This window comes from Archangium sp. (assembly GCF_036277355.1).
Lineage (GTDB): Bacteria > Myxococcota > Myxococcia > Myxococcales > Myxococcaceae > Archangium.
Genome location: NZ_DASUNC010000077.1, coordinates 54,646 through 66,662, shown reverse-complemented (window position 1 = coordinate 66,662; position 12,017 = coordinate 54,646). Strand labels below are relative to the sequence as shown.

The 12,017-nt window shown below is 67.9% G+C and carries 13 protein-coding genes; 6 read left to right on the top strand and 7 right to left on the bottom strand.

The genetic code is table 11. The features are described 5' to 3' along the window. Positions 1-9 precede the first annotated feature (9 nt). Together VFZ09_RS21280 and VFZ09_RS21275 are read right to left on the bottom strand one after the other, a co-directional pair. Positions 10-1,278, bottom strand: a complete 1,269-nt coding sequence (locus tag VFZ09_RS21280) for a cytochrome P450 (RefSeq protein WP_329729464.1) — start codon at positions 1,276-1,278, stop codon at positions 10-12. 76 nt (positions 1,279-1,354) lie between these two features. After that, complete coding sequence (locus tag VFZ09_RS21275; protein ID WP_329729463.1) at positions 1,355-2,200, bottom strand: class I SAM-dependent methyltransferase; 846 nt, start codon at positions 2,198-2,200, stop codon at positions 1,355-1,357. 75 nt (positions 2,201-2,275) lie between these two features. On the opposite strand from VFZ09_RS21275, the gene VFZ09_RS21270 reads away from it, so the two are divergent. Then, complete coding sequence (locus VFZ09_RS21270) at positions 2,276-2,716, top strand: helix-turn-helix domain-containing protein (RefSeq protein WP_329729462.1); 441 nt, start codon at positions 2,276-2,278, stop codon at positions 2,714-2,716. A 39-nt stretch (positions 2,717-2,755) separates the two neighbouring features. Here VFZ09_RS21270 and VFZ09_RS21265 read toward each other — a convergent pair whose 3' ends face one another. After that, on the bottom strand, positions 2,756-4,816 hold the full coding sequence (locus VFZ09_RS21265; protein WP_329729461.1) for a hypothetical protein: 2,061 nt from the start codon (positions 4,814-4,816) through the stop codon (positions 2,756-2,758). 254 nt (positions 4,817-5,070) lie between these two features. On the opposite strand from VFZ09_RS21265, the gene VFZ09_RS21260 reads away from it, so the two are divergent. Both VFZ09_RS21260 and VFZ09_RS21255 read left to right on the top strand, forming a co-directional pair. Further along, positions 5,071-5,811 carry a hypothetical protein gene (locus VFZ09_RS21260; protein ID WP_329729460.1) on the top strand — a complete coding sequence of 247 codons (741 nt, stop codon included), beginning with the start codon at positions 5,071-5,073 and terminating at the stop codon, positions 5,809-5,811. A 213-nt stretch (positions 5,812-6,024) separates the two neighbouring features. Continuing rightward, positions 6,025-6,282 (top strand): hypothetical protein, encoded by a 258-nt coding sequence (locus tag VFZ09_RS21255; RefSeq protein WP_329729459.1) that lies wholly within the window; start codon positions 6,025-6,027, stop codon positions 6,280-6,282. On the opposite strand, the gene VFZ09_RS21250 is transcribed toward VFZ09_RS21255, so the two are convergent. Together VFZ09_RS21250 and VFZ09_RS21245 are read right to left on the bottom strand one after the other, a co-directional pair. Then, the gene (locus VFZ09_RS21250; protein ID WP_329729458.1) at positions 6,255-8,153 is read right to left on the bottom strand and encodes a CocE/NonD family hydrolase; all 1,899 of its coding nucleotides are present in this window, start codon (positions 8,151-8,153) and stop codon (positions 6,255-6,257) included. The two genes, VFZ09_RS21255 and VFZ09_RS21250, sit on opposite strands and share 28 nt — an antisense overlap. 50 nt (positions 8,154-8,203) lie before the next feature. Beyond that, positions 8,204-8,803, bottom strand: coding sequence for a hypothetical protein (locus tag VFZ09_RS21245; protein WP_329729457.1), 600 nt, complete (start codon positions 8,801-8,803; stop codon positions 8,204-8,206). A gap of 233 nt (positions 8,804-9,036) precedes the next feature. Between VFZ09_RS21245 and VFZ09_RS21240 the strand changes: the two genes are divergently transcribed. Continuing rightward, the gene (locus tag VFZ09_RS21240; RefSeq protein ID WP_329729456.1) at positions 9,037-9,630 is read left to right on the top strand and encodes a hypothetical protein; all 594 of its coding nucleotides are present in this window, start codon (positions 9,037-9,039) and stop codon (positions 9,628-9,630) included. A 25-nt stretch (positions 9,631-9,655) separates the two neighbouring features. On the opposite strand, the gene VFZ09_RS21235 is transcribed toward VFZ09_RS21240, so the two are convergent. Then, positions 9,656-9,784: a hypothetical protein gene (locus VFZ09_RS21235; RefSeq protein WP_329729455.1), complete on the bottom strand. Its 129-nt coding sequence runs from the start codon at positions 9,782-9,784 to the stop codon at positions 9,656-9,658. Between the two features lie 10 nt (positions 9,785-9,794). After that, entirely contained in the window at positions 9,795-10,619 is an 825-nt protein-coding gene (locus VFZ09_RS21230; RefSeq protein ID WP_329729454.1) for a hypothetical protein, read from the bottom strand. A 349-nt stretch (positions 10,620-10,968) separates the two neighbouring features. On the opposite strand from VFZ09_RS21230, the gene VFZ09_RS21225 reads away from it, so the two are divergent. Next, on the top strand, positions 10,969-11,535 hold the full coding sequence (locus VFZ09_RS21225) for a hypothetical protein (protein ID WP_329729453.1): 567 nt from the start codon (positions 10,969-10,971) through the stop codon (positions 11,533-11,535). Between the two features lie 45 nt (positions 11,536-11,580). Beyond that, positions 11,581-12,015 carry a hypothetical protein gene (locus VFZ09_RS21220; protein WP_329729452.1) on the top strand — a complete coding sequence of 145 codons (435 nt, stop codon included), beginning with the start codon at positions 11,581-11,583 and terminating at the stop codon, positions 12,013-12,015. The last annotated feature ends 2 nt before the right edge of the window (positions 12,016-12,017 follow it).

The following is a 12,017-nucleotide window of genomic DNA, read 5'->3' as shown; positions in this document are numbered from 1 at the left end:
CGGGGTGGGCTAGTTGTCCCAGACGAGCTCCAGCTTCTTCAGCGCACGGAAGTAGAAGCTGGGCTCGTATTCGGGGATGAAGCCGGGCGCGAGGCGCAGGTGGGGCAGCCGCTCGCGGAGCACCTCGAGGGCGACGCGGGCCTCGAGCCGGGCCAGGGGCGCGCCAATGCAGAAGTGGATGCCCCATCCGAAGCCGATGTGCCGGCCCACCTGTGGACGATGGACGTCGAAGGTGTCCGGGTCCGCGAACGCCCGCTCATCGCGGTTGCCCGAGCCGTAGACGATGTTCAAGCGCGCGCCCTGGGGGAGCTCGACTCCGCCCAGCTCGGTGGCCACCTTGGCGATGCGGGGCTCCATCTGCACGGGAGAGGTGAAGCGCACGCTCTCCTCGATGGCGGCCTCGAGCAGCTTCGGATCCTCCTGTACCTCCTGCCATTGCCCGGGGTTGCGCAACAGGTTGTACAGCAGGCCGCTGATGAGGCTCGTGGTCGTCTCGTGGCCCGCGCTCAGCAGGATCATCATCTGGGAGATCATCTCCGCGGTCGTGAAGGGGTGCTCGCCGTCCACCCGGGCCTGGACGAGCGCCGTCGTCAGGTCGCCGGTGGGATGGGCGGCACGGTCCGCGAGCAGGCGGGCGTAGTAGTTCTGGTAGTCGACGCAGCTCTGCGCCGCGACACGCTGTTCCTCCGCGGGCGTCTGCGGGCTGAAGAGTTTCATCCAGGTGTCGTGCCACTGCTTGACGCGGCGCATGTCCTCACGGGGCACACCCAGCAGGTCGGCGATCACCGTCATGGGCAGGGGATGCGCCAGGGCCGCCACCAGGTCCACGTGACCCTGATGGGCGAACTGCCCGACGAGGCCCTCGGTCAGCTTGCGGATGCCCGCTTCCATCTCCGCGACACGCTGGGCCGTGAAGGCCTTGCTGAACAGCGCACGCACGCGGGTATGGCCCGGCGGGTCGTTGTTGAACAAGCCCGGCGCCAGCGGGTAATGGCCCGTGGCGAGCACGGCTTCGATCTCCGCGGGCAGGGCCACCGGGTTGTCCAGGTTGTGGAGCGAGGAGAAGAGGTTCGGACTCTTCAGGACGCGGGTGATCAGCTCATGGCTCGTCACGAGCCAGGCGTTGAACTGGGGGCAATAGGCGACGGGCGCCTCGCTCCGCGCACGGGCGTAGAAGGGGTAGGGGTCGAGCTGGAAGGCGGGATCGAACGGGTTGTAGCCCTGACCGATGGCCGCAGTGGGGTGGACGGTGGATGCTTCCGGTGGAGCGGCGCTCATGCTCGGTTTCCTCGGGGTGGGTGGGAACTGCCGGGGAGGAGACCTATCGCAGGGCTTTGTCGGTTGCGAAGGGGGCTCAGGGCGCTCGGGCGCGGAGCAGCCAGCAGGCGGCGGTGAAGCGCACTTCCGCTCCGTGCACATAGGGCTCGAAAGCGGCGCGGACCGTGTCGATGACCCGGGTGCGAGTCGGGTCGTCCGCCTCGTGAAGAATCAGGCCGAGCGGCCCGAGCCGGGACAGGTAACGGACCAGGTCCTTCTCGGGCAGGGTGCAGGCCACATCGAGTGGCTGGATGTCGATCCCCGTCCAGCCGCTCTCCTCCAGGATGCGGTGCACCCGGCTCGGGTCCGCGAAGGCGAACTGCCCCGGCGCGTCCGGCCGGCGGGCGGGCATGCCCGGCAGGAGCGGTGCCGCGGCGCGCTCGGCCGTCGTCATGAATGGATTGTCCGACGGACTCCGCCAGGCGATGAACCGCATGTCGGCGCCTTCCTTCGCGGCACGTCTCAGGTTCGCGAAGGCCCGGATGGGGTCGTCGAAGAACATGACGCCGAAGCGCGAGATGAGCGTGTCGAAGCTCGCGGGCTCGAAGGAGTGGTCTTGCGCGTTGGCGCGGAGGAAGCTCGCGGGCGTGCCTTCCCGTTCGGCGCGGGCCCGGGCGGCGGTGATCATCGGCTCCGAGATGTCGATGCCGGTGCAATGGCCCTTCGCACCGAGCCTCCGCGCGACGGCGAGCGTGGTGCTGCCCGTACCACAGCCGACGTCGAGCACCCGGCTCCCGGAGCCGGCGGAGACCGCTTCGACGAGCAGCTCCTCGAGCGGCTTGAACATCGGGTCGAGCACCTCCTGCTGCTCGACCCAGGCGCGTCCGGCGAGCCCATTCCAGAGCTTCGTCTGCTCGTCATCGGGTTGGCGCGTGTCATTCATGATCGTCTCCTGGGGCGTGCCTTCGAGAATCGAAAGCCGTACCCTGCCAGTTCAAGTCGACTTGAGGTCAAGAGGATGAGAGACCTGGACATTACCGAGGTGGCGAAGCGGTCCGGCGTTCCCGCCTCGACGCTGCGGTTCTATGAGGAAAAGGGGCTGATCGCCTCGGTCGGCAGGCGGGGCCTGCGCCGTCTGTTCGAGCCCGACGTGCTGGAGCGGCTGGCGATGATCGCGCTGGGGCGCTCCGCTGGCTTCTCGCTCGAGGAGATCGCGCGGATGTTCGCGCCGGACGGGCGGCCGCGCATCGACCGGCGGATGCTCGAGGCCAAGGCGGAGGAGCTGGACAGGACGATCCGCGAGCTCACCGCCATGCGCGACGGCCTCCGGCACGCCGCGGCCTGTCCCGCGCCGAGCCACATGGAATGCCCCACCTTCCGCCGCATCCTGCGGGCCGCCGCCTCTGGCGCTCTCGAAGCGCGAAGGAAGAGGGCTCCGCGGCCACCGGGGAACGGATAGCTCTCCCCGGACCCGGCTGTCAGCGCCGGGCCCTGGACGTCAGTTCCAGGGGTTGGCGGGCTGATCGTCGATCGCCACCCAGAAGCGGGTGGTGGTGCTGATGGAACCCGCGGCCCACCAGCCCCAGCCGCCGCCGCCGTCGTGGAACTCACCCATCCGCCAGCCCGTGCCGTAGGTGCTGGCGCAGATGCCGTCCGCGGTGGCCCGCGAGGTGAGCGTGGAGCCCGTCACGGGCGCGCTGAGCCTGACCTCGCCTCCGGACCAGCCGTTGTAGAAGTCGAAGGTGATTCCAGAGGGCGCCGGCCGGCCGTCCTTCTTGAGACACAGGATGGGCAGGGAGGTGTAGGGGCTCGTGTCGCCGCTGTAGGCGTTGCTCACGCTGTCACTGCCAACATTGACATACGCGCCGTACTGCTGCCGCGCCTTCCAGGTCATGCCCATGTGCGTGGCGGTGCCGCCGCCCGTGGTCACCTGGATGTTGCGCACCGTCGTCTTGTTGAACTGACGGCCATGGCTGTCCCTCTGGGCGATCAGCGACAGGCCCTTCGTGCCGGTGGACGACCAGACGTGGGACGCCGGCGTCAGCGAGGCGGGCGCGCCGCTCAGGCTCGAGGTACCGCCATCACCCCAGGCGAGCTGGTAGGTGACGGTGTCCGTATACGGCCAGCAGGGGCGCATCCGGGCGTTGTACGTCTGCGTGGTGTTGACGGGCACGCTCGCGTTGCCCACCAGCATGGGCTCGAGCGCCTCGGAACCGATCAGATCCCAGTAGTTGAGGTGCCAGCGCGGGCTGGTCCACAGGGTCCACCGCTTCTCCCGCGTGAGGAAGGAGTCCGCCTGCGCGGTGATGAGGATCTGCCAGTCCAGATCGAAGGTCAGCGCATCCACCGTCTCGAAGTAGCCGTCACCGTTCGCGTCGCCGCAGTTGTTGCCGTAGTAGCCCCACAGGTCTCCGTACAGGTAGGGGCGCACACCCACCTGGGCATAGGCCACGCTGTCATCGTAGAGGAAGCCACGGATGGCGAGCTGCGCGTAGATGGTGGGCTGGATCCTCCCGGAGACACCCCCGGTCAACGTCTGCGGCCCCTGCAGATTGCTCGAGCTGAAGTTGGAGTAGCCGTTGCAGCTGTCGAGCGTGCAGGTGTAGTCGAAGTAGCCCGAGGCGGCCTGCGCGCCATTGTAGGTCACGGAGCCGGTCACGCTGGCATTGAACTGCAGGCCCGCCGTGATGGGGAGGTTGAAGCCGATGTACACCGGGATGGGACCGATGGCGAAGCCGAAGCCGAAGAGGAAGGGCTTGGCCAGCTGCCACTCCCAGGGCGGGCTGCTGTAGTTGACCGTGCCGCTGAGCGTGGTGCCGTAGTTCACCATCGCGCTGCCGTGGGCCCGCGCGTAGTCGAACTTGATGCCGTAGGGAATACAGGCACCGAAGAGCTTGAAGCGCTTCTGCCGGACCTGGATCTCCCCCACCGCCGAGGCCTGGGCGTCTCCCGTGAGCGACAGGTTGCCCGAGAAGCCTCCACCGATGTTGAAGTTCTGGCTGAGGGGCGTGCTGATGTTGAAGGACTTGTTCTTGTTGACGATCTTGTCGTCACACCGGCCGAACAGCCCGAAGGACTCCTCGCCGGCCCCGGGGCGCGAGAAGGTCTCGTAGGCGACTTCGCCGTCGAGCGGCTCGGCGATGGCCTGCAGCGCCGGGGTGAGATAGCCGAGCTGCTCGGAGGTGCTGATCTCGTTGACGATCTCCTGGCTGAGCGAGAAGGAGGTATTCTCGGTATCGATGGAGTTGAGCAGCTCCTCTCGCAGGCTGTAGGGCAGCGGTGCGTTGTAGATGCCGCTCACGCCATCGAGCATGTACATCGGCTTGCTGAAGTACTGCCCCTCTTCGGTATAGCCATTGATCTGGACGAGCCGCCAGTCGTATCCGGTCTCGAGCGTGTACTGCCAATAGTCGCCCCCCGGGAGCGCCACGGCCGGCATGGCCGCCTGCTGCTGCGCCAACGCCGGTGCTCCAGCGGTGAGCAACAGCCCCGCCGCGGTGCGTACCAGGAACCTCGCCAGCCTGTTCTGCTTGAGCCACTCGTTCATCGACTGCCGCATTCGTCCTCCGTCAGGAGTATTCCAGCGGCAACACATTCTCTTGTCATAAACGGAAAATCAAGGGAGCAGCGGATTACATATCAGGATGGATGTTGATGGATTCCGGGTGAGGTCCGAGGTCTGAAGCTCCACTGGCAGGAATGAGCCCTCGAAAAGGCTTAATCGTTGGAATCCTTGATTTTCAATATTGCTCCATTTATTCTACGGAGACTGGAATTCAGGCTGGACCTGCACACCCAGATTCGGAGAATCCCATGCGTCCCTCGTTGCTTCGTCCGCTCGTCACTGCCTCGTTGTCCGGGCTGCTCCTGGCTGCTTGCGGAGGCGCACCGGAGGAGCTGGTGCCAGCAGAGGAGCAGCCAGGCACGCAGCAGTCCGCCCTGTGCTCCGGCTTGAGCGTCACGGATCTGTCCATCGGGGGTATCAGCACCTGGCAGGGGGAGATGGCGGGCAGCGGGCCCTGGGCGGTGTCCACGGGCGCCAACGCGGTGCGGCTCGAGTACTACGTGGATGGGGCGCTGCGCAGCATCGAGGATCGCACGGGCGGCTCCGGCACCTGGTACTTCAGCACGACGGGGATTGCCTGTGGCACGCGCAACTTCACGGTCAAGGCCTTCCCCATGGTCGTCGACAGCGCGGGCAACCGGACCGTCTGTCTGGATGTGCCCCGGTCGGTGTCCCAGGCCGTGACCGAGGCCTGCCCCGTTCCATCGGTGTCCATGACGTGCGCGCGCGCCACCTCGACGGCGATGCGCTGCACGGGCAGCGCCACGGGAGGCAGTGGCAGCTACACCCCGTATTGGCAGGAGTGGGAGTACGGGTATCCCCTGGGCTGGTACTCGGGCGCGATGATCGAGACCTTCTTCTGCCCCACCCCCAGCACGACGGCGAGCGCCAACACCACGAAGAAGGCCGAGTTCAAGGTGATCGACAGCAATGGAACGGCGTCGGCCGTCGTCAGCCGAAGCTTCAGCTGCCGTGACGACATGAAGTGAGCCGGGGGGGCAGTGCCCCCCTGAGTCCTCCTCCCGGGTCAGCGGAAGATGCGCGGGGCGCTGGGGGTCCGAGATGGCTCCCCAACCCGTGCCCGGCACGAAGGTCCGCGCGCGGTAGCCACGCCGAAGGTTCGCGGAGGGCCCGAGAAATTGACGAGCGCCCCACTTGCTGAGCCCTATCGCGCCTTCACTGGCGTGAAAGGGGCTTTACTCATGTTCCGAAGCATTCTCGTGTCTGCGTTCCTCGTCCTCGCCGTGGGCTGTGGTGGAGTGGAGACTCCCGACGACGCGGGGAGCGACGCGCTCGCGCAGCAGGACAAGACGACGCTCGCTACGTCCTGCGAGCAGATTCAATACCGGGGCTGCAGCCCGTTCTCCGAAGTGCCCTGTGTGTTCAGCAATGGCGCGCAGGGCTGGTGCTACTGCCAGGACATTCCCTTCAATCAGTGGCAGTGCACCACCGAGTTCTGATTCGTCAGGGAGCGCTGGCGAGCACCGTGCGTGGCCGTCCGGTGGGCCGTGGCCTGTCGCTCCACCGGCAGGAGGAGCCTCGATGCCTCCTCGCTTCCTCCGAGCTCCACCGTCTGCGTGGCCACCACGGGGGTCGTCTCCTCGTACCAGGGGCGCGCGGTGTTCAGGTGCGCGGACAGCAGGGGGTAGCTCGACGAGGACACCCAGAGCCCGAGCCGGTGTCCCTTCGCCAGCACCCAGGAGGTGGCGCGGAAGTCGATCTCCACCTCGCGCTCGCTGCCGGGGGTGTACGCGAGGGGCGCGGGCGTGTCCGCCAGGGGCAGACGCAGGGTGGCCGCTCCATCGGTGACATGCAGGGCGCGCCCCTTCGCATCCACGTCGACGAGCCTGGCGACGAAGGCGGTGTCCTCCGCGCTCGAACGCACGCGAAGACGCAACCGCGCGCGGCCGGCGATGCGCAGCGCGGAATCCGCCGGGGCTCCCACGAAGCGCAACACGTCCTGCCGTGCACACGGCCAGGTCTGAACCACCGGTCCCTGCGGGGTTCCCTGGCGGCCGTAGATGGCGAAGGCCAACCCGCGGCCTCCTCCCTCGCTCCTCCAGGGGTCGGCGGGGTCATAGCGGTAGGACAGGGAGGCGGGCGTGAGGGGGGACTGGCCGCTCAATGACGCCGAGGCACATGCCCCGGGCGCTCCTGTCGCCGGGGCCGTGTCCAGGAAGAGCACCTGCTCCCGGGTCGCGGGAGGCCACGCGGGCAGGACGCGCGCACCGTCATCCCCATGGCCCGCGACGACCACGCGGCCCGCTTCATACGGCAGGGGCACGCCCTGGAGCGCATGGCGCAGCCACGGGATGGTGAAGGCCCACTGGTTCATGTCGTCCTTGATGCCGGGAGTCTTCACGGCCCCGCCCTGCATGCCCAGGTGGTTCCACGGCCCCAGCACCAGCAGGCTCCGCTCGCGCGAGGCGAGGGACTCCCACGTGCGGAGCGTCGCCGGCAGGAAGGGATCATCGAAGCCACCGACGAGGAGCATGGGAGGAACCCCGGGCCGCTCCGGCAGTTGCCGCAAGGCCACGGTCTCCGGCCGCTGCCACAGCGCGCCTCCGGGCTCCAACGCCTTCAACCACTCCCGGTAGAAGGGAAGCGGCGCGCCGAAGGCGGCGACGTCGGCCTCGAGGTGCGGGCGGTGCTCGAGCATCTTGCGGTAGGCGTCTCCCGCGGACCGGGTCTCGCGGAGGCCCGGCATGAAGGCCGCCCAGGCCGTCAACAGCTCATGCGGGAGCAGCCCCCGCTCGGAGACCACCTCCCGCAGGTCCGTGCCGAAGACGGAGACCACCACCGTCTTCACCTCGGCCGGCAACTCTCCCGCCACGGCCCCGAGCGCCGTGCCTCCGAGATACGACATGCCATACAGCGCGATGTTGCCGTCCACGAAGGGCTGCCGCACGAGCCAGCGCAGGGTGTCCTCGCCATCGGAGACCTCGTGCACCAGGGGCCACCACTCGCCGCCGCTGGCCATGCGTCCCCGCACGTCCTGCAGCACGCAGCCCAGGCCGTAGCGGACGAACAGGTCACAGCTCAGCTCGATGAAGGGCCCCAGGTCGTAGGGATTGCGGATGAGCACCACGGGGGCGCGCTCCACGCCCTCCGGCAGGAGGATGCGCGTGGACAGCTCCACGCCATCCCGCATGCGCACGGCTTGCTTCCGCCAGTCTCCCGGCCGGTGGGTGAAGGCCGGGAGTGAGTTGGAGCTCCGCCGGTCTTCCTGGATGGCATTGCGAGCCAGGCCACAGCCCACCGTGCAGCACCCCAAGAGAACGACGAACAGCTGGCCCCAGAACGCGCGAACACTGCCCATGTGCTGGAGCATATCCACTCCGAATGAGGCAGTGGAAGTTGCGCGGGCCGGGTCAACGGGCGCTAAGGAGTACCGGTCTTGGGAGGTGCCTGTTTCTTGGCGTCGCAGTCCGGCCCGGTGCAGGGACACGTGACGGTCCCGCAGTCGCACCGGGGGGCGTACCCCCAATAGCACAGTCCGTAAGCGCTTCCCGTGCAGTACCCGCCCGGGCAGTAGGCGTCACAGTTGTCGGTACAAGACCCGAGATCACAGCCGGACTGCGTCCAGGTGCCTGTCGCATGATCATTCGGGCATTGCGGCCCCGGCTGGGGCCCCGTGTTGAGATAGCCCTGGCACATGACGTGATACTCGTAGAACGTACTCTTGTCCTGATTGCACCAGGCGTTGGTGTAGACGAAGTTGTTCGGGACGCCGCAGTCGCTATCGGACATCGCTTTCTGGCAGTCCAACTGATTCGCCGCGTTGCAACGATCATTGGTCGAGTACCGGTAGGCGAAGCACTGCCCGATGTCGATGGTTTGGACCGTCGGACCCTCGGACGGTCGTGCGGCCGGCGTCGCATCGCTCACGGAAGACGTGTTCTTGCAGCCAGAAATCAGCAGGGGCAGCGTGGTACATGAAAGCAAGACACAGCCGCGCAGCAGCTTCATCATCGCCGTCATCTCATCCTCCTCCTTTTGGAAAGGAAATCTGTTCTAGGGTGTCTGGTCCCATTCGGCAATTTCATGGCTCTGGATTCGCCGCGTGCGAGCCGCGTCAGGGATGATGCGGTCGCTACATCGTTGGTTGATATTTGATATAGGAGATGGAGACCGGCGGGTTCTCGGTCCTCCTCGACTCCTCCCCTGAAACCACGTTGGCCCCCGGTTCATGGAGGGCGATCCGGGCATGGCATGTGGGGTGCGCCTTCAAGGCGAGCGCCCAGGCGGGTGTCTCGGCGGATACGAAGGGCCACGCGTACACGGCCGCGCTGACGGCCAAGGCGGAGACGGGCGTGGGCGTCGCGGCGAGCGCGAGCCACGACTTCAACCGGCACGTGGGCGGGTTCATCAAGGGCAAGGCCTCCGCCACCGCCTACGCCGAGGGCGTGGCGTCCGTGGATCCGAGGACGGCCACGGCGCTGCTCTCGGGTCAGGTGGGCGCGGCCGCCACGGCGGGCGCGTATGGCACGGCGGGCGGGCACCTGGGCCGGCTGCACGGCTCGGTGACGGGGGGCGTGGTGGCGGGCGCGGCGGCCCAGGCGGGCGGGAAGTTCGGTCTGGAGAACGGCTTCCTCAAGCAGTCCGCCGAGCTCAACGCCGCGGCGGGTGTGGGCACCCACCTCAAGAGCGACGTCGCGGTGGACCTGTGCCACCACATCAAGCCCGGCATCGCGTCCGGCCTGCGTCCTGGTGCCGCCGCCGCGTCCACCGTGGCCTCGCCCGCGAACACGCTGGAGCCCGAGAAGTCGCGCGTCGAGAAGTTCTTCTCGAAGGTCTTCCACGGGTGAGAAGGCATCGCGACCGGGGGGCCCGTCAGGCCGCGGAGACGCGGACGATGAAGTCGATCGGCTTCGCCAGCTGGAGCGGCTCGATGGAGGGGTGCAGGGGCATGGGCACGGAGACCCACCGCCGCATGCAGACCGCCCCTTGCTGTTTGTTCATTTCACTTCATCTAGAGGCCAGGCGCCGGGGACTGCTCGGACACCGGACGTGCCATCCCGGGTGTCATGGCGCCTCCCGCCTCCCGCTGGCGCGCGGCCCGTTCGATCCGGCGGCGCAGGCCCTTCATCATCTTCTTCTGCATGAGCAGGTGGGGGAGGACGATGAGGCCGGATGCGAAGGGCCCCGCCTGCCGTGGGCTCACGCGAAAGCGCACGAGCAGACGGCTCCTTTCCTCATCGACCGGCTGCACCACGAGGGCCCAGACGAAGTCCTTGTCGCCGAACACGAAGGCACGGCCTGGATCCACCCGCAGCACGCGCCACGATCCATCCGGGTTGATCAGATCGCCGACCTTGGGCTGCTGGTACTCCGGGAGGATGCGATCGACGCTGTGCACCGGCGCCCCCGCCAGCCGCTCGAGCCAGTCATAGCTGTAGAAGCCTCCGCGCTCTCCCGACCCTATCTGCACCAGCCACGGCCAGATGTCCTCGGGGCGTGCGCGGAGGGTGAGGGCGTGGGTGAGCTCCGTCGCCCTCCGGTCGGGAATCAGCTCGTCCCCTGGCAGGGATTGCTGTTCCTCCTGTCGGGTAGCGCCCAATCTCATCATGCTCGAGCGCAGGAAGAGCCGGTAGACCCAGGGGGTCAACGCGCCCACCGCCGCCAGCTTCCAGAGGAGCCGTCCACTCCGGCGCCCCTGCTCCCAGGCCGCCGCCGATGCGGCCAGGACACTCGCGGCCAGCAGACCGTCCACCACCACCGCGGGGCCCAGCATGACGGCCGAGCCTCGTATCATCGCCAACTTCTCCTGCGTACTCGCTCCCTGCTCGGCTGCCATGGTGGTCTCCTCGCTCGAATCGCTGGCGGCAGGCTGTCCATGTGGCGGGACCGCGACAAGCTGCCCCTTCGTGCTGGAGGACCGTGCGCGCTTCGTCAGCGCCCCATGCGTTGTCCGGCGCGCACCCATGGTACTGGCTCAGGGGGCCGGCGGGAGGGTGCCCGAGCGCAGCGACTGCATCTCGACGGAAGCCCCTCGCGCGCTCTGGGTCCGCGAGCAGACGAAGGTATTGAATCCCTTCGTGTCGAGCACTCGGCTCAAGTGGCCGCTACCGGCTGCCAGCCGGAGCCCGGTCCCACCGAGCCCAACCCTCCACCCCCCCTCCGCGCCGGCTCCTGCTGCGGCCGGGATGTCCTCCCAAACCCTGACCGCGGCTCCCGAGGACCTGGAGGTTGCCGCCGGCCTGGCGCCGCAGGACCGAGCCTTCCGCGGCGTGCTCACCACGCACTCGCTGCAGGCGCCTCAGTACTTCCATTACGACGCCTTCGTGGTGACCGCGCGCGAGAGTGGCCCGGTGACCATCATGTCCGATGTCATCGAGGTGGGGCCGAACGGCTACGTCCACGGGTACGGCTATCCGCTCACCATCGCGCCCATCGAGGAGGGCGCGGTCCTGACCCAGATCGGTGGCGAATACGTCCAGAACGCGCTCGAGACCGGGACGGCGATGATCCGGTACCCGGTGCAGAAGGGGCGTCAGTACATCCTGGCCTACAAGACGTTCAGCGGTTTCATGCCGCTCTCGTACCGGCTCTGGTTGTCCCCCTACCTGCAGATGGAAGGCAGGATCGAGACCCTCCCCGCGCCAGTCCCCGTGACGGGGAACGACACGGGGCAGATCTCGCTGGAGAACCCGCGCCCGGCTACGTTGAGCCGCATCGTCGAGTGGCTGAGCCCGCGGATGGGCGGCTCCTGAGACAGCGGGTTGGCGGCGGCTCCTGTTCCGGTAGGGTGGGCGCCCATGAGGCTCGTGAAGTCGCACTACCTGGCGGACGAGCGCCTCGAGCCGCCCATTCCGGCCTCGGGGCATCTCATCTGGGCGCACACGGAGTGGTGGGAGCGGCAGTTCGCCCAGCACGGGCTGGAGCGCCTGACGGACGTGGAGCGGAGGCTCCATGCGGTGTTCGACCTGTTCTTCCCGCACTCGGTGCGCTCGTTCTACGTCTTCTGCCGGGACCCGCGGGCCGTCCAGCCGCGCACGTGCCACCTGCTGCCCGGACCGGCGCTGATGCACCGGGCGCGGTTGTTCCAGCGCATGGCGGAGGACATCCGTGCGCGGCGCATCACCCTCTCCGGAGAAGGGTGGGAGCTGCTCCGCAAGACGGCGAGCACCCTCGCGCCCGTGCCCGTCAAGCGCGCCTGGCGCACGCTGAAAGGGCTCGTCCAGCCGGGGTGAGC